This window comes from Emticicia sp. MM, from assembly GCF_001649495.1.
Map to the genome: position 1 here is coordinate 1 of NZ_LXHX01000077.1, position 18,534 is coordinate 18,534.

The 18,534-nt window shown below is 36.8% G+C and carries 16 protein-coding genes; 11 read left to right on the forward strand and 5 right to left on the reverse strand.

What is annotated here, in order from left to right; translation table 11 throughout:
- Positions 1-1,494: bifunctional phosphoribosylaminoimidazolecarboxamide formyltransferase/IMP cyclohydrolase (gene purH, locus A6M55_RS09325; RefSeq protein ID WP_064197365.1), on the forward strand; the 1,494-nt coding region annotated here is incomplete at its 5' end.
- Positions 1,495-1,576: 82 nt separating this feature from the next.
- On the opposite strand, the gene A6M55_RS09330 is transcribed toward purH, so the two are convergent.
- From A6M55_RS09330 to deoC, 3 genes are all read right to left on the reverse strand, one after another.
- Positions 1,577-2,722, reverse strand: coding sequence for a Gfo/Idh/MocA family protein (locus A6M55_RS09330; RefSeq protein ID WP_015028173.1), 1,146 nt, complete (start codon positions 2,720-2,722; stop codon positions 1,577-1,579).
- Between the two features lie 105 nt (positions 2,723-2,827).
- On the reverse strand, positions 2,828-3,538 hold the full coding sequence (locus A6M55_RS09335; protein WP_015028174.1) for a GntR family transcriptional regulator: 711 nt from the start codon (positions 3,536-3,538) through the stop codon (positions 2,828-2,830).
- A gap of 443 nt (positions 3,539-3,981) precedes the next feature.
- On the reverse strand, positions 3,982-4,734 hold the full coding sequence (gene deoC / locus A6M55_RS09340; protein WP_064197366.1) for a deoxyribose-phosphate aldolase: 753 nt from the start codon (positions 4,732-4,734) through the stop codon (positions 3,982-3,984).
- A 284-nt stretch (positions 4,735-5,018) separates the two neighbouring features.
- On the opposite strand from deoC, the gene A6M55_RS09345 reads away from it, so the two are divergent.
- The 4 genes from A6M55_RS09345 to A6M55_RS09360 all read left to right on the forward strand — a co-directional run bounded on the left by A6M55_RS09345 (position 5,019) and on the right by A6M55_RS09360 (position 10,460).
- Positions 5,019-6,674, forward strand: coding sequence for an amino acid permease (locus A6M55_RS09345; protein ID WP_064197367.1), 1,656 nt, complete (start codon positions 5,019-5,021; stop codon positions 6,672-6,674).
- A 41-nt stretch (positions 6,675-6,715) separates the two neighbouring features.
- Complete coding sequence (locus A6M55_RS09350; RefSeq protein WP_015028178.1) at positions 6,716-8,161, forward strand: APC family permease; 1,446 nt, start codon at positions 6,716-6,718, stop codon at positions 8,159-8,161.
- Positions 8,162-8,217: 56 nt separating this feature from the next.
- A complete protein-coding gene (locus A6M55_RS09355) occupies positions 8,218-8,808 on the forward strand; it encodes a 3'-5' exonuclease (protein WP_064197368.1) in 591 nt (196 codons plus the stop codon).
- 275 nt (positions 8,809-9,083) lie between these two features.
- Positions 9,084-10,460 carry an MATE family efflux transporter gene (locus A6M55_RS09360; RefSeq protein WP_064197369.1) on the forward strand — a complete coding sequence of 459 codons (1,377 nt, stop codon included), beginning with the start codon at positions 9,084-9,086 and terminating at the stop codon, positions 10,458-10,460.
- A 48-nt stretch (positions 10,461-10,508) separates the two neighbouring features.
- Here the strand turns inward: A6M55_RS09360 and A6M55_RS09365 are convergent, their stop codons facing one another.
- On the reverse strand, positions 10,509-10,940 hold the full coding sequence (locus A6M55_RS09365) for a CHRD domain-containing protein (RefSeq protein ID WP_015028181.1): 432 nt from the start codon (positions 10,938-10,940) through the stop codon (positions 10,509-10,511).
- A gap of 176 nt (positions 10,941-11,116) precedes the next feature.
- Between A6M55_RS09365 and A6M55_RS09370 the strand changes: the two genes are divergently transcribed.
- Both A6M55_RS09370 and A6M55_RS09375 read left to right on the forward strand, forming a co-directional pair.
- Positions 11,117-12,931 (forward strand): ABC transporter ATP-binding protein, encoded by a 1,815-nt coding sequence (locus tag A6M55_RS09370; protein WP_015028182.1) that lies wholly within the window; start codon positions 11,117-11,119, stop codon positions 12,929-12,931.
- Positions 12,932-13,078: 147 nt separating this feature from the next.
- The gene (locus A6M55_RS09375) at positions 13,079-13,546 is read left to right on the forward strand and encodes a regulatory protein RecX (RefSeq protein WP_015028183.1); all 468 of its coding nucleotides are present in this window, start codon (positions 13,079-13,081) and stop codon (positions 13,544-13,546) included.
- 44 nt (positions 13,547-13,590) lie between these two features.
- Here A6M55_RS09375 and A6M55_RS09380 read toward each other — a convergent pair whose 3' ends face one another.
- Positions 13,591-13,998 (reverse strand): lipocalin family protein, encoded by a 408-nt coding sequence (locus tag A6M55_RS09380; protein WP_015028184.1) that lies wholly within the window; start codon positions 13,996-13,998, stop codon positions 13,591-13,593.
- A 292-nt stretch (positions 13,999-14,290) separates the two neighbouring features.
- On the opposite strand from A6M55_RS09380, the gene A6M55_RS09385 reads away from it, so the two are divergent.
- The 4 genes from A6M55_RS09385 (at position 14,291) to A6M55_RS09400 (ending at position 18,533) form a co-directional block, all read left to right on the forward strand.
- Positions 14,291-15,394, forward strand: a complete 1,104-nt coding sequence (locus A6M55_RS09385; protein ID WP_041693419.1) for an efflux RND transporter periplasmic adaptor subunit — start codon at positions 14,291-14,293, stop codon at positions 15,392-15,394.
- Between the two features lie 76 nt (positions 15,395-15,470).
- Complete coding sequence (locus A6M55_RS09390; RefSeq protein ID WP_015028186.1) at positions 15,471-16,721, forward strand: ABC transporter permease; 1,251 nt, start codon at positions 15,471-15,473, stop codon at positions 16,719-16,721.
- Positions 16,722-16,755: 34 nt separating this feature from the next.
- Entirely contained in the window at positions 16,756-17,478 is a 723-nt protein-coding gene (locus A6M55_RS09395) for an ABC transporter ATP-binding protein (RefSeq protein ID WP_015028187.1), read from the forward strand.
- Positions 17,475-18,533 carry a sensor histidine kinase gene (locus A6M55_RS09400; protein WP_015028188.1) on the forward strand — a complete coding sequence of 353 codons (1,059 nt, stop codon included), beginning with the start codon at positions 17,475-17,477 and terminating at the stop codon, positions 18,531-18,533. Before A6M55_RS09395 ends, A6M55_RS09400 begins: the two co-directional genes overlap by 4 nt.
- Position 18,534 lies beyond the last annotated feature (1 nt).

Below are 18,534 nucleotides of genomic sequence, written 5' to 3' on the forward strand. Positions count from 1 at the left end.
ATTTCGGTTTATTACAAAGACGGTTTAGATAAAATCGTACAGTTGCTTCACGAACATGACGTCCAAATCTTTTCGACTGGTGGAACCCAAAGCTTTATCGAAAATATGGGCATTCCTGTAACAGCTGTAGAAGACCTTACCAGTTACCCTTCTATTTTTGGAGGGCGTGTAAAGACCCTTCACCCAAAGGTTTTCGGAGGAATTCTTTACCGTCGTGACAACGAGGGCGATGTTCAAACTGCGGCTCAATTCGAAATTCCTTCGATTGACTTGGTAATTGTTGATTTATATCCATTTACAGAGACTGTTGCTTCGGGTGCGAGCGAAGAAGATATTATTGAGAAAATTGATATTGGCGGAATCTCATTGATTCGTGGGGCTGCAAAAAACTTCAACGATGTATTGATTGTTTCTTCGCGTGACCAGTACGATGATGTTTTCGAAATTTTAAAAGCAAAAGGTTGTGCAACTGACCTCGAAGATCGTCGTCGTTATGCCAAAGAAGGCTTCCAGATGAGTTCTAGCTACGATACAGCTATACACAATTATTTTGCTGATGATGTATATGCTTCAACACAAAGCTTTAATCTTTTACCTAAAAAGGTATTACGTTATGGCGAGAATCCTCATCAAGCAGCTACTTTCTATGGCGATTTAGACGCCATGTTTGAGCAAATTCATGGCAAAGAATTATCATATAATAATTTGATGGATGTTGAGGCTTGTGTACGCCTAATTGATGAGTTTAACGAAACATCTTTTGTTATCGTGAAGCACAACAACGCTTGTGGCGTAGCTTCGGCTGCTACAGCTAAAGATGCTTATGTAAACGCATTGGCTTGCGACCCAGTTTCAGCTTTTGGGGGTGTAATTATTTCAAATGCTAATATTGATTTAGCTACTGCCGAAGAACTACATAAATTATTCTTTGAGATTCTGATTGCTCCAAGCTTTGATGCAGATGCTTTAGAAATCTTGAAAAAGAAAAAAGACCGTCGATTACTTATCAGAAAACCAGTTGAAGTTAGTAAGAAGCAATTCCGTACTTTACTCAACGGCGTTTTAGAACAAGATAAAGATAATTCAATTGAAACTGCCGAAAACTTCACCGTTGCTACTGAAAAAGCTCCAACACAAGAAGATATTAAGGCTTTAGAATTTGCCTTAAAGATTTGTAAACACTTAAAATCAAACAATGTGGTGCTGGCAAAAGATGGACAAATGTTGGCTTGTGGTGTTGGTCAAACTTCACGTGTGGATGCCCTTAAACAAGCAATCGACAAAGCTGCTGCTTTTGGTTTCGACCTAAACGGAGCGGCAATGGCTTCTGAGGCGTTCTTCCCGTTTGCTGATTGTGTTGAGATTGCTCACAAAGCAGGTATCACAACAGTGGTTCAACCAGGTGGTTCGATTCGTGATAAAGATTCGATTGATTATTGCAATGCTAATGGCCTTTCAATGGTAATGACTGGTGTAAGACATTTCTTGCATTAAGATTTATATGATAATTATTAGTAAAAAGCGAACCATTCTTTCGAATGGTTCGCTTTTTTATATCAGTTTTTTTCTGAATCTATCAGATATTCACCCAAGCTTCTTTACGGTGACTTTCGATAATTCTTTCGCAAATAATCAACTCACGTAAACCATCAGCAAATGTTGGATACGTTGGATTTTCAGGTTGTTTTCCTGCTGCTACAGCGGCATAAACTTCTTTAAATAATTGCTTAGATGTATCTGGGAAACCTTCGTTATGACCACCAGGGAAGCTAATCAAGCTTTGAGCTTCACGATAGAACAACGATGGATCTTTCATCAATTGTTGGTTTGCACCATCACGTTTGCCAATCCACATTTCGTTTGGTTTTTCAGAGCACCATTCGAAATTAGAAACCGAACCAGAAATCTCAATATTCAAACGATTTTTACGTCCAGCCGAAACTTGGCTTACAGTTACGCTACCTTTAGCTCCGTTATCAAATCTTAAAAGTACACTTGCGTGGTCTTCTGTATTGATTGGCACTTCTTGGTAATCAGATGGTTCAAGCATTTTACCAGAATAGGTTTCAATTGCTTTGAGTGGCTTCAAACGAGTTTTGTGTACAGTATTAAAATCGGCCATTACAGCAGTGATTTTTAAACCTGTAATATACTCAGTAACATCTAAAAGGTGTGAACCAATATCAGCAATGGCTCTTGAATCGCCTGATTTATCTGGTTCTAAACGCCAGTTGTAATCAGTTTGATAGAAAAGCCAATCTTGTAAATAGCTACCCATAATTGAGTAGATTTCGCCTAAATCACCTTTCTCACGCATAGTTCTCATCTGACGAACCAACGGATAATATCTTAAATTAAAGTGAACTGCATTCACTAAACCAGTTTCAGCAGCTAACTTTACTAATTCTTCAGCTTCTTCAATTTTAGTGGCTAAAGGTTTTTCGCATACTACGTGTTTGCCAGCCAACAAAAGAGCCTTCGATTGTGAGTAGTGCAAGAAATTTGGCGTACATACGTGTACACATTCAATTTCCGAATCTTTCAATAAATCTTCGAAAATATACGCACGCTCGATACCCAAAGAAGCTGCTTTGTCTTTCGCTAAATCAATGTTTGCTTCACATAGCCCTAAGACTTCAACATTTGGTAAACGACGGAGGGCTTCAATATGAGCTGGCCCGATAAAACCTGTGCCTACAACGGCAACTTTGATTTTTTTCATGGTAAAACAAACACCCCCGCTCCTAAAAGGGGATAATTTTTTGTGAATAGATAAGATTAACAACCCCCTTTAGAGCAATCCGATGAGTTCGGCGGGGGGCTTATATCAGTTAAAACTACTTATGGCAAATTTTTCAGTATTACAATAGATTGAACTATACAAGAAAAAACCTTCAACTGAAGTTTTATACTTGCGTAACAGATGCAAAACTGGCGATTTTTGTTTAATTTTCAATAAACTAGCTGTTTCTTTATCGGCCGCAATCGCTCTTACTTCTTGGCTCATGCTTTGCACATCTACATGGTATCTGATAAGCAAAGTTCGGAAAAGAGAGCCTTCTAACAAAGGTTCTTCAATGAAATTTGGCAAATTTTTATTTGGAATATAAGTTTGCTCAAACATCACTGGTGAATCTTCAACCAAACGCAAACGTTTAAAAAAAATAAAATCATCTTTAGCCTCACCTTCGAGCAATGGCATAAAAATCATATCATCTAGTGGCTTAAGTACAGGGCCTTCTAAAACCAAAGTTTTTCCGTGCCTATCGCTTGCAACCACTACCTCTGTCCAACCTTTTAATGAAAGCAATCCAAGTGATTTTCTACTGGCCGAAACAATGCTTCCTTTGCCATGCTGACGGGTGATATATCCTTCACGCACGAGTTCGTTTAGGGCTTGTCGCACGGTCATGCGGGTAGCACTAAACTCGCTACAAAGGTCATTTTCAGAAGGCAATAACCCACCTTCCTCATAAATACCCGAAGTGATTTTTTCTTTTAAATTAGCTTGAATTTGTCGATAAAGTGGTGTTTTCATAAATAATGACCAATAAAGGCAGTATCAGAATTTAGAACTTTAATAGCTTGTAATATTCAAAAACTCATAAAAGACACCAAACTTTCATTGAATTTATTTTGAGAGTTCTTTATTAATATTACAAAAAATGAAAAAAGGCATTTAGGAACCCCAAATGCCTTTCCAAGACGAAAATACTTTAACCTATGATGAATAAACCCGATAATCGGGGTACTCAAATTCTTTAAGATTTCTAACGAAATCAATATATATTTTTATACAACTTGTATAGACAACATCAAAATTGTTTACAAAAGAAATTAAAAAACGCTATCTAGGCAAGCATTTTAAATGTTTTTTTTACAATTAACCTTTACGAAACATAAAATAGTCAAAAAAGTATTATTTTATTTCAAAAAATGTTAATTCTTGACACAATTCAAAGGGTCTAATTACTCCTTTCTTTAATAACCAATTGTTGAGTCTTTAACATTCTCTGAAACTAATCCCAAACGCTTTTTTGCATCTTCGATGATGGTTGCCGTAGCAGTTGCTCCAAGGCGAGTGACCCCTATATCCATTACTTTCAAAAGCCCATCAAGGGTTCGAACCCCTCCTGCCGCTTTAATTTGTACATTCTCTGAAGAATATTTACGCATCAACAATAAATCATGTTCGGTGGCTCCTTTATAGTTATAGTCGCCATTGGCTTGTTTGACATAGCCGTATCCAGTAGAGGTTTTTACGAACTCCACCCCTACAATGCTACATATTTTACATAGTTTTATTTTTAGTTTATCCTTTGGTAGAAAATCATTCTCGAAAATCACTTTTAATATTGCTCCATGTTTATGGCTTTCCTTTAAAATAGCATTGATTTCTTTCTTTACATATCGCCAATCTTCCGATAAAACTTTCCCAACATTTACAACCATGTCTATTTCAGTAGCTCCATCTTTACAAGCTTGACGTGTTTCGGACACTTTCTGTTGGATAGTACTGCTTCCATGCGGAAAACCTACTACTGTACACACTTTCACATCAGAATCTTTCAGAAGCTCGCTAGCTTGCTTCACAAAATATGGTTTAATACACACTGTGGCCACATCATAATGCTTGGCTAACTCACAACCTGCAATCAAATCAGCATCTGTCATGGTTGGATGAAGCAAGGAATGGTCAATCATTTTGGCAATTTGGTGGAGAGAATACTTCATGTTTCTAAGATAAGTTTATATAAATAAAAACAAAAGTAAAAAACTCAACTTGTCTATACAAGTTGAGTCGAAATATTTTTTATAATATCCAAAATTTACATTTATAGGAGGCTTTTCTAAAAACACACTTAATAAATAATTAGATGCGAAAACAACAGTATTAAGGTTTTTTTAATAGTTTTGGAAAGTATTCATCAAAAACTAAGTAGTCCACAGGCGATAATTAATTACTAAGATTGATTATTTTGCTTTCAACTGCAAACCTAAACTTACTAAAATCATATATGAATAATTCTCTTTTTAGAAGAAAAGACGTAAGTCAAGCCATCAAAGAAACCGAAGAACGTGAAAGCGAGCACTCTCTTGCCAAAATATTGGGGGTAAGAGATTTAACACTTCTCGGAATTGCCGCTATCATTGGAGCAGGAATTTTTAGTACAATCGGATTAGCCAGTTTCAACGGTGGTCCTGCTGTATCCTTATTATTTGTTTTTGTCGCAATTGCCTGTGTTTTCACCGCACTCAGCTATGCTCAATTTGCTTCGATGGTTCCTGTGAGTGGAAGTGCTTATACTTACGCATACGTTTCATTCGGAGAAGTTTTAGCATGGATAATTGGTTGGGCCTTGATTCTCGAATACGCCGTATCAAATATGGTAGTAGCAATTTCATGGTCAAGCTATTTTACTTCTATGCTTGAAGGTTTTGGCATCCATTTCCCTACTTGGTTAGCCGTAGATTACACCACAGCTAAAGAAGCATTCGAGGCCGTACAAGCGGGAGGTAGCGATATTAACCAAGGAACAAAAACCTTAGCCACTGCTTTTCAGGAAGCACCAAGCTTGGGATTCTTGAAAATTATCTTTAATCTTCCTGCGGGTTTAATTACTGTTCTAATTACTTCTCTTTGTTATATTGGCATCAAAGAATCACGCAATGCCAGCAATTTTTTGGTTGGTTTAAAATTACTCGTTATACTTTTGGTGATTGTGGCAGGTGTTTTTTATGTGAAACCCGCAAATTGGTCGCCGTTTGCCCCTAATGGTGTTCAAGGCGTTTTGAGTGGTGTGGCAGCCGTATTCTTTGCATTTATTGGTTTTGACTCCATTTCAACAACGGCCGAAGAAGCTAAGAATCCCCAAAGAGATTTACCACGTGCCATGATTCTGTGCTTAATTATTTGTACCATTCTCTACGTATTGATTTCATTAGTACTTACTGGAATGGTTAATTATACCGAATTAAACGTAGCTGACCCTTTGGCTTATGTTTTCTCAAAAGTTGGTTTCGATGCAGTAGCTGGTATTATCTCTGTAAGTGCCGTAGTGGCAATTACGAGTGCATTATTAGCCTATCAGATTGGTCAGCCACGTATTTGGATGACGATGAGTCGTGATGGACTTCTAGGAAAGAAATTTGGCGAAATTCACCCGAAATTTAAAACACCAAGTTTTGCCACAATTATCACTGGAATATTGGTGGCCGTTCCTTCTTTGTTTTTCAAAATGAGCTTCTTCGTTGATTTAACGAGCGTAGGTACATTTTTCGCCTTTATTTTGGTTTGTGCGGGGGTTTTATACCTTGATGTCAAAGGATTAAGTAAAGATGCTAAATTCAAGATTCCGTACATCAACGCCAAATATTTGTGCGGCATTTTGATGCTCGGAGCCTTGTATTTTACTTATTCACAAGGCAATGTCATACAGCATTTTGAAGAAAAGCCATTATTGATGGTATTTTGGTTGGTTTGGGGTGGCTTATCAGTGATGAGTTTTAAATATAATTTTTCTTTACTTCCGATTTTTGGTATCCTAACCAACCTTTACCTAATGACCGAACTTGGCTGGTCTAACTGGCGAATGTTTATCATTTGGATGGTTATTGGTTTAATAATTTACTTTGCCTACGGCTATAATAACAGTAAATTAGCAAAGAAATAAATACAAAATTTTCCATTAACAAACCCTAACCTTCTACAATTTTGGCAAATTTCAAAAAAGAAATCAAGCTATACGATGCCGTTATGCTGGTATCGGGCTCAATGATTGGCTCTGGTATTTTTATCGTTAGTGCCGATGTGGCACGTCAGGTTGGTTCTACTGGCTGGCTATTGGCTTCATGGCTATTGGCGGGTGTATTGACCATGCTCGGAGCATTGTGCTACGGCGAACTAACCGCCATGTTTCCTCAAGCAGGTGGACAGTACGTTTTTCTACAAAAAGCATACGGAAAACTTACAGGATTTCTCTATGGCTGGTCGTTTTTCGCAGTAATTCAAACAGGTACTATTGCAGCAGTTGCAGTTGCCTTTGCGAAGTACTCAGGAGTATTATTTCCAGAAATTATAAGTGACAAACACGAGTTTTTTGCCTTGGGAGATACCTCCTTTAAACTTACTTCGCAACGCCTCTTAGCTATTGTGAGTATCATCATTCTGACCTACGCCAATACCAGAGGTGTAAAAGAAGGCAAAATCATTCAAAATATATTTAGTACAACAAAGCTTGGAGCCATTGCGATGTTAATCATCTTAGGCTCTATTCTCGGAGCGAATAGTGATGTAATTGCTCAAAACTTTTCAAACCTTTTTGAGGCTACAAATACTGTCAAAATTGATGGGCAATGGGTAACTACCGCTATCGGAGGTTTTGGAATTATATTGGCTTTAGGTGTGACGCAAGTAGGAACATTATTTTCGAGCGATGCTTGGAATGGACTTACTTTTGCGGGAGATGAAGTAGTAAATCCACAAAAAACGATTCCAAGAGGATTGATGATTGGAACTATCTTAGTAACAGCTCTATACTTACTTATGAATATCACGTACCTGTGCATTTTGCCCATGAAAGGCAATCCTGAAGGAGCTGATGTAATGAGTCGAGGAATTCAGTTTGCCTCAGAAGATAGAGTTGCAGCAGCAGCAGCACAAGTAATTGGTGGACAAGGTTTTTCGGTAGTTGTGGCAATACTAATTATGATTTCAACTTTCGGCTGTAATAATGGGCTGATTCTTTCGGGAGCACGTGTATATTATACAATGGCGAAAGATGGTTTATTCTTCAAGAATTTTGGACAATTAAGCGAAGCAGGTGTGCCTAAAAATGCACTTTGGTGGCAATGTTTCTGGGCCAGCTTCCTTTGTTTAACTGGAAAATATGGCGATTTGCTCGATTATCTCATGGGTGTAGTTATTCTTTTCTATGCCTTTACTATTTACGGAATCTTTATTTTACGTAAAAAACTACCTGATGTCGAACGTCCAATTAAAGCACCTGGCTACCCAATTTTACCAATGCTTTATGTAATCGTGGCTTCAATCATCGTATTGATATTAGTGAAAGAAAAACCACAATTTACTTATCCGGGTCTTGGAATTGTGGCAATCGGAATTCCAGTATATTTCTGGTTCAATAGTAAGAAAGAATAAATGCTTAGCCCATAGCTTTTAGGATTTAATTCTAAAGGCTATGGGCTTATATTATTATGCGAAAAATCATTTTTTTTGATACTGAAACCACTGGCCTACCCAAGTATTACAACGCTCCAATTTCACAGCTCTACAACTGGCCTCGACTCGTTCAATTGGCATTTATAGAATACTACGAAGATGGCTCTTTAGCTGCCAAACATAATTATATCATTCGCCCCGAAGGTTTTACAATTCCACAAAGTGCTACGTTAATTCATCGAATTTCTCATGAAAAAGCACGTTCAGAAGGGCATCCGCTCAAAGAAGTTTTAAACATTTTTCAGCAAGCAAGCAACGAAGCCGCCATATTGATTGCTCATAATTTCGATTTCGATAAATCAATTATTGGGGCCGAATTTCTCCGTAATTCAATGGATTTACAAAGCTTTTTAAATAAACGAAGCTTTTGCACGATGAAAGACCGAAATATTATAAATTTCTGTCAAATTAGAGGAACAAATGGCCTCAAATGGCCGAAATTAGAAGATTTATATTGGAAGATTTTTCAAGAAAAAATGCCCGAAGCACACGATGCTTTCTTTGATACCCAAGCCACTGCACGTTGTTTTTGGGAATTATTGATTCGAGGCATTATTAAGGCGTGAAAAGCTTTCTTCAAAAAAATTTTGGCAAAAACAAAACATTCTTCTAACTTTGTAACACAAAATTATAAAAGCCGATGATTCTGCTCGATATTGTTTGCTAATGGCAAACTATCTTCCTTACATTCTTATTTCCTTTTGAAGCTTATTTTTATAAGCCCTATTTTATCATTTTTACAGATTAATGTTCGCTATTCTGCATTTGCTTGAATACTACAAATATTATTGTTTCTAAAATAAGTTTTGCTGCGAACTATTGATTCTTTATACTCTTTTTTATGCGTAAGATATTCGACCTATTTATTCAGGCTCTTCGAGGAGAGGAGCAAAACTATACAGACGTAAGCATTAATCGGGCAATATTTTTATTATCCGTTCCCATGATTTTTGAAATGGTTGGGGAATCACTCTTTGCGGTTGTTGATGCGTTTTTCGTGGCCCGCTATGTTGGAACTGAAGGTGTGGCAACAGTAGGACTCACCGAATCAGTGCTAACTTTAATATACTCAGTTGCCATTGGTTTAAGTTCCGCCGCTACGGCCATTGTAGCTCGAAGAGTGGGCGAAGGCAATAAAACTGAAGCAGGTTTGGCAGTTGCACAAGTAATTCTGATTTCGCTCTTATTGGGCTTAAGTGTTGGAATAACAGGCTTTATTTTTGCCGAAGATATTCTCCGACTAATGGGCGGCAATGAACACCTGATTGAAAAAGGCAGTAGTTTTACTCGAATTATTTTTGCAAGTAGTCCTTCAATTGTTTTACTCTATACACTTAGTGGTGCTCTACGTGGTGCAGGCGATGCCTCTACGGCCATGCGTTCGATTTTGTTGGCTAATTTTATCAATATTTTCATGGATTTCCTCTTGATTCCAATCATGGGATTAGGCGTAGAAGGAGCTGCCATTGCCACTAGTGTAGGCCGCACGATAGGCGTTTTATACCAGCTTTATGCTTTATTTGGTGGAAATGGAAACATTCAAATTTTGAAAAAACAGTTTATCCCCGATAAGGAGGTAATTAAAAACTTATTAAGCATTGCAGCGGGAGGAACTGGGCAATTCTTAATTCAATCAGCCAGTTGGATTTTCTTAACACGTATTCTTTCTTCATTTGGTAGTGAAGTTGTAGCGGGTTATACGATTGCTATTAGAATTATTATCTTCACGATTTTACCTTCATGGGGAATGTCAAATGCTGCGGCCACATTAGTTGGACAAAATCTGGGGGCAGGAAAGCCCGAACGAGCAGAACAGTCAGTTTGGCGAACGGCTTTTTATAACATGATTTTCTTGCTTACGGTAGGAATTATATTTGCATTTTTTGCCGAAAGTTTTGTTGGTATTTTCACCACCGAGGCCCATGTTATCGAAATCGGTGTTTTGTGTTTACAAATTATCTGTTTGGGATATATTTTCTTTGGTTATGGAATGGTCATTGGCCAATCATTAAATGGTGCGGGCGATACCCTCTCTCCTACCATTATGAATTTTGTTTGTTTTTGGCTAATCGAAATTCCATTGGCTTATTTCTTAGCAAAAACGCTCAATTGGGGACCAAATGGTGTATTTTGGTCAATCGCCATTAGCGAATCTATTTTAGCCATTGTAGCAATTTTTGTATTTCGCAGAGGTCGTTGGAAACGAATGAAAGTATAATAAAACAAAGGAGCTGCAAGACTTGCAGCTCCTTTGTTTTATTTCCATTTATTGTTTCATCAATTGACCACGTATTTCGCCAGATGCCGACTTTGCAGAATGTATATTTACATAATAATTACCAGCCATTAGGTCAGCTTCTTGGTCAGCAGTAAGAGCAACAGTTGCAGATTTAAAAGGCGAAGTAAATGTTGATCCGAAGTTAAAAACTACACCACCAGTTGTACCTTTTGCTCCTTTATGAATGTGCCATGCTGTTGGGCTTATACCCGAGTATGTAATTGTATAGGTTAGTATCTTAGTATCTTTATTATAAACACCATCTAACATACCAGAAGCTGTTGTTGAAACAGCCGGCACTTCTTCAGCCCCCGAAAGCATTGCCATAAACGCAACATCAGATGATACAACCTCATCTTTCTTGCACGAAGCAAGCATAATTCCTACCAATAGGATGGTAACTATTAAATTTTTTTTCATTGAATTATTAAAAGTTTATGTTTTAATAATTTACGTATTTTTTCGGTCATTGGTTGTATTTCTATTTTAACTTATTCCTTCTCTAATTAATAATTGGGAAGGTCTTGTAATTTAGTTTATAAAAATTAAGCGAAAATTCTCTTACTTTGCACCCAAACATTTCTTGAATTACTGAATTGAAAAATTACTTTCGACTACTCTCTTACGCCAAACCACTTGGAGGTTTTATTATACCATTTGTCATTACTTCTATTTTGGCAAGTCTTTTCGGTGTTTTAAACTTTACTTTGTTAATTCCGCTATTGAATGTCTTATTCGACCAAGAGATTATGCAAGTTGCCGAAAAACCAGCTTCTATATTTGCATTAAAAGACCAATTTAATTACCATTTTTCACAAGTTTTAACACAATACGGAAAGTTTGGGGCCTTGCAATTTGTTTGCGGCGTAATTGGTATTTCGGTTTTATTAGCCAATATCTTTAAATATTCAAGTATTCGATTATTGGAAGGGTTCAAAGCGAATATGGTATCTAATCTCCGACAAGCCGTGTTCGATAATTCAATTCATTTGCACCTCGGCTTTTTTAGTAACGAACGCAAAGGAAACCTTATTTCTCGAATCGTGACTGATGTACAAGAGGTTGAAAACTCCATCGCTAATACCTTCTCTGCAGCTACCAAAGAGTTATTTTTGTTTATCTTTTATATTGCTTCGTTATTTTATATTTCTTGGAATCTGACGCTTTTTGCTTTATTAGTAATTCCTATTTCGGGTATTTTTATTTCTACACTTGTGAAAAGAATGCGTCGTGATGCAGGTGAAGGTCAACAAAGACTCAGTAATCTAATCAGCCTTATGGACGAAGCCTTTGGGGGTATGAGAGTGGTGAAAGGTTTTGTGGCCGAAAAGTTTATCATCAATAAATTTAAAACCGAAAACGAAGGCTATAAAAATGCCATTTTTGGTTTGGCCGCTCGAAGAGAAATGTCTTCGCCATTTTCTGAAATCATGGGAGTTTTTGTAGTCATTGGCATTCTGCTTTATGGTGGCTCTTTAATTCTTGATGGAAAATCAGCCCTGACTGCCTCTGAATTTATTAGTTATATCGTAATATTCTCACAAGTAATGCGACCAGCCAAAGACATTTCAAATGCCTTTAGTTCTGCACAAAGGGGCTTAGCATCGGGTGAAAGAATCCTCGAACTAATTGATAATCAACCAGCTATACAAGATAAAACAAATCCTAAAACAATCTCAGCTTTTAATAATGCTATTGAAGCCAAACAAGTAAGTTTTGCCTATGAAAGTGGGCAAGATGTTTTACGAAATATCAATTTTATCATCAACAAAGGTCAGACCATTGCCTTAGTAGGTTCATCGGGCGGAGGAAAATCAACCATTGCCGATTTAATTCCAAGGTTCTATGACCCAAAATCTGGAGCAATTACCATTGATGGTGTAGATATTCGCGATGTTTCTCAACATTCACTTCGTAAAATCATGGGTATTGTTACGCAGGAAGCGGTTCTCTTCAATGATACCATTTTTAATAATATTGCTTTTGGTGAAAGCATTGGCTTAGAAGAAGTACAAGCTGCCGCCAAAATTGCTAATGCTCACGATTTCATTATGCAACAGCCTAACGGCTATGAAACCGTAATTGGCGATAGAGGTACAAAGCTTTCGGGAGGACAACGCCAACGTCTTTCTATTGCCCGAGCGATTTTACAAAATCCACCCATTTTGATTCTCGATGAAGCCACTTCCGCACTCGATACCGAATCGGAAAAATTAGTACAAGAAGCTCTTACTAATTTGATGAAAAACCGAACGACCCTCGTCATTGCCCATAGACTAAGTACGATTCAAAATGCCGACCAAATTTTGGTTGTGCATCAAGGTCAAATCATTGAGCGAGGCACGCACGACGAACTTTTAAAATTAGAAGATGGCTTCTACAAAAAGCTAAGTTCAATGCAATCGTTGTAATTGCAGAACTGCTTATTGGTGTATTGATTACTGGTAAACTGGTTATAAGTAAATTAACAATTAGAACACCTCCTACCAATACACTAATAACAAATTTTCCAATAACTAATAAACCAATACACCAATAACAAATAACCAGTAACAAAATTGATTACTCGCCGCGACATACTCGTAAAAGCTGCTAATTTCTGTGCGTACCAAGAGCGTACGCATGATGAAGTGCGTGAGCGTTTGCAAAAATGGGAAGTTTGGGGCGATGAAGCAGAAGAGATTATTGCCTATTTGATTGAGGAAAATTTCTTAAACGAAGAGCGTTTTGCAAAGATTTTTGCAGGAAGTAAATTTCGGGTAAAACAATGGGGAAGACTTAAAATTAAGTATGAACTAAAAGCACGAAAACTTTCAGAGTACTGTATCAAAGTAGGTATGGCCGAAATAGACGACGATGATTATGTCAATACCCTACAAGAAATTTTAGAAAAGAAAAAACACGAACTCCGCACCGAAAAACACCCCTTAATTCTGAAACAAAAGCTAGCCAGATATGCCATTGGTAAAGGATTTGAATCAGATTTAGTTTGGGAGATTATTGGAAAAATAACCTCAAAAAAATAGCCCATTACCTCAGCAATGGGCTATTTTTCTATATCATTTTTTACTTATTGCTTAGCAAAAACAAAACGAGTTGTTGTAGTTATGCCCGCTTTTGTTTCAGACGTTGACCAAGTCATTTGTGACTTGCCGCTAAAGCTTAAGTCAACTATTGTTTGGCTTCCATCAGTATCTGTGATAGTCAACTTCTCATCTTTTACTTCATATTTTGATGTCGCTGCTATTCCAACATAATCTTCTACTTCAGATTTACAAGCATCTGGAATTGAGCCTGTTAATTCACCATTACTCTTAAAAGTAAAAGAAATATCTTTAATACAAGGCAAAAACGTAGCCAATAACGGTAATTGGTCAATTTCTGCTTTTGTGCCTTCTTTCGCATAAAGATTTGAAATTTTCCAAGTGCCTACAATCTGTGCCGATGGAGAATCATCAGTTGATTTTGAACAATTCATTACCGTCAGAGATAATGATGAGACTATAAAGAGAACTAATAATTTTCTAAGATGAGACGAAATTTTCATATTCTTTGGATAGTAATTGTGAAACAGCGAATTTACTATGAAATGTTTCATTATAACGAATCTACTTTTATAAAATTGAGCACTTATTTAGTAAATGGCAAAATTTAGTCCTGCCTCGGTGTTTTTTTCTTCCGTTTCATTCAATATTTCTTGACGCTCTTATAAATAAAACACAACTTTGAGTAACGATTTGTTTATCAATCTTTTTGTTCAAATTACGAATATGAAACAAAGCTTTTTGGCGATTGTAGTAATGACAAGTTTGGTCATTGTTTCTTGTAAGAAATCGGCTACTACCAATACTAACCCACAGTATAAAGCACTGACGGAAGCTGTCTATGCTTCTGGGAATATTTTTCCAAAAAACGAATACAAACTCACAGCCAATGCTGATGGTTTTTTGCTCAAGCAAATAGCCTTTGAGGGAGATATCGTATCGAAAAACCAAATGCTATTTCAGTTGGAAAGTGCTACACAAGATGCACGTTTAGAGGCCGCCAATAATATTTTTCGTCAATCAGAAGCTAATTTTAGTGATAACTCCCCCATTCTTGATGAATTGGAATCTCAGCTTCGAAATGCTCGCACAAAGCTTGCCAATGATTCGATAAACTATCAACGCTACAAAGAACTTTATGAACGTAATGCTACAACCCGCATTGATTATGAACGAGCAGAGTTGGCCTACCAAACCTCCAAAAATGATGTTTCGGCTCGTAGGAAAGCTTGGCTTCGTACAAAAAATCAGCTATATGTAGATTTACAAAATTCTAAATCAAATTTCCGAGTAAATGCCCGCGAAGATGATAATTATCGAATCAAGAGTTTTATGGATGGCAAACTTTATGAAGTCTATAAAAAACAAGGCGAGCTTGTGCGAAGAGGCGAAGCCATAGCTCTTATTGGCGATGCCAACGAAGTATATGCTCAACTGGCCATTGATGAGTCAGACTTTGTGAAAGTAAAAGTTGGACAAGAAGTATTGATAAAAATTGATGTTTATAAAGATAAAGTTTTTAAGGCTCGGGTTAGCAAATTATATCCAAAACTTAATAAAGCTGACCAAACTTTTAGAATTGATGCCGAATTTACTGACGAACAACCCAATGCGTACTACGGCATGACCATAGAAGCTAATATCATTATTTCACAAAACCCAAGGGTACTCACGATTCCCAAAAATTATTTAGTTGGGAGTGATTCGGTTTGGATTGAAGAAAATGGAGATAAAAAGAAAATTAAAATCATAAAAGGTGTAGAAAACCTTGATATGGTAGAGGTGAAAACTGGGCTTACCGAAAAATCGGTTTTGGTGCTTGGGAATTAATTATGTGTTATTGCCACGTTGAGACAGGGCAATGCTCTGTCTCAACAATACACCAACAAACAAAAAAAATTAAATCATGAATCTCGGTATATCTTTCCAAATAGCCAAAACTCACCTACTTACTAAGAAGCGTCAAACGCTGATTGCCATGTTGGGGGTTACTTTCGGAATTGCGATGTTTATCGTTATGATTTCGATTATTAAAGGTGTTAATCAATTTCTTGAGGATTCTGCCCTCGATGCTACTCCTCATATCAGGATATATAAAGAAATCACGAGTAACCACCCCAGTATTATCGAAGAAACAAATCCCAAAAACTTCAATGTGGTCTATCATCAACTACCTAAAAATGAGCTAATTAATATCAAAAATGGGCTACAAATTGCAGCAAATATTGAAAAAAATCCAGCGGTCATTGGTGTTTCACCACAAATTAGTTCGCAGGTATTTTTCAATAAAGGCCCTGTTCCGCTCTCCGGGCAAATTGCAGGTGTAGATATTCTTAAAGAAGACAAACTTTATAATCTAAGAAAACGCATGAAGTCAGGCAGTCTTGATGCCCTGCTTTCGAACCCTAACAGTATTTTGATGGGAAAAATCCTCGCTCGCAATCTCAATGTGCGAGTAGGCGATAAAATCATGATTACTACGCCTACTGGTAATCTAAAATTGGTAAAAATAGTGGGTATTTATGGTTTTGGTATTCAGACCGTTGATGGCGTAAAATGCTATGCAAATATCTCAATGGTTCAGGAAATCTTGCAAAAAGATAAAAGCTTTGTCACTGATATTCATGTAAAAATGAAGGACTCTCAGTTGGCACTCAGCTACGCTAAAGATTTGAAAAATCAATACGGATACAAAACACAAGATTGGGCAGAGGCGAATTCGGCATTTTTAGCAGGCGATAAAATTCGTAATGGCATGGTAGTCATTGTATCTATTACCCTTTTAGTTGTAGCTGGTTTTGGTATTTATAATATCATGAATATGAATGTAATTAATAAAATGAAAGATATCGCCATTTTGAAAGCAACTGGTTTTGCAGGAGCAGATATCGTATCTATTTTCTTAATTCAATCAATTATTATTGGTGTATTAGGGGCTTTTTTGGGTATCATCATTGGTTATGGACTCAGCTATTTGGTTTCGGTAATGCCTTTTGATGCTGGCGATTTTCTGGATATAAAAACTTTTCCAGTATTATTCGAATTCAAATATTATGGTTTAGGGATGTTATTTGGTGTAGTCACAACCCTGTTAGCAGGTTTCCTCCCAGCACGAAAAGCATCAAAAATTGACCCCGTAGCTATCCTCAGAGGCTAAGTAAATCTCCTAACATACAAATTGAGATAATTTAATGACAACGAATAAAAATATTGTAGAAAAAGTAGCTCCTCAATCGGGGGCAGGGGCTGTACTCTCTGCTACTAATATCAACAAGTATTTCTATGAACCTGAAAAATTTCAGGTCTTAAAAAATATTTCTTTTGAAGCGAAAAAAGGCGAGTTTTTATCATTAATAGGCAAATCTGGTTGTGGAAAATCAACACTTTTATACATTTTATCAACCATGGACACCGAATATGAAGGTAGCCTAACAATGAACGGCCAATTACTTACTGGCCGAACGCAAGACCAGTTAGCTGCCTTTCGAAATGAGCATTTGGGGTTTGTTTTCCAGTTTCATTTTCTTTTACCTGAGTTTACAGTCTTACAAAATGTAATGCTTCCAGCCATGAAGCTGAGTAAATATTCATTAAAAGAAATTGAAGAGCGGGCTTATCAAAAACTCAAACTCGTTGATATGCACGAACATGCCCACAAACAATCGTCTAAGCTTTCGGGTGGACAGCAGCAAAGGGTGGCCATTGCACGTGCTTTAATCAATGACCCAACAATATTGATGGGCGATGAGCCGACAGGCAACCTTGATAAAAAGAATTCGGCTGTTGTTTTTGATATTTTTAAACAAATTGCCCACGAAAATAACCAAACAATTATTGCTGTAACCCACGACCCCGATTTTGCGAAAGGAAGTGATAGAATTATTGAAATGTCGGACGGACAAATTATAACATGACTTGTAAATCACATAAAAAAAAGGATTTTCTCGCAAAAATTTTTGCCAAACCCAACCAAACTGTAGCTACCATTATTCTATTAATGGCTGGTATAGCGGCCATTGCACGTTGGTATATTTTCCACATTGAGCTAAAATATAATTTAATACTAAGTCTTATTTCATTGATTGTATTAAGTTCAACTTGGTTCTTTTTTCGTTGGCTTTATTCTTATTTTGATAAAATAATGCCCTACGACCGTGGAATTGTGAGGCGTCTGGTTTTACAAATTTTGGTTAGCTTAGTATTTGTACTTATCGTCACCCGCGTTGTTTTCTTAATTGGTAGCAGCTTTATCGTATTTCAAACAACTATTGCCCGAGAGTCAACAAACTTAGCTCAATTGGCTGGGATTTCTTCTGAGATATTACTGGTATTTTTGCTCAATTTAGCTCATTTTTCCTATTATTCACTTCAGCAATGGCGAGAAAACGAACTCAGAGCTTCAAATCTTGAAAAAGAAAAATCGCAGGTGCAATTCGATAATCTGAAGAATCAGCTCAATCCACATTTCTTATTTAATAGCCTTACATCTCTTGATTCGCTTATTCACGAAAATCCAGCTTTAGCTAGCGATTTTCTACGACAACTTTCACGTGTCTTTCGTTATGTTTTACAGAGTAAAGAAAAAGGCTTGGTTAATCTTGAAACCGAACTTCATTTTATTAAAAATTATATTGCTTTGCTTCAAACCCGATTCGGTGATTCGCTAAAGATTGTATTCGGGATTAGCAAAGAGGCTCTCGATTTACAGATTGCTCCTGTAACTTTACAGATTTTAATCGAAAATGCTCTTAAACATAATATCGCCAACCAGCATACACCACTGATAATCAAGATTTTCAATGAAGATAATTGTTTGATTATTGAAAATCCCATTCAATTAAAAAAACAAGTCGAAACTTCAAACGGACAAGGTCTAACCAACTTAATATCATTGTATAGTTTTTTAAGCGATAAAGAAGTAATTATTGAACAAACCGAGGTATTTAGAGTAAAAATACCCTTGATATAAA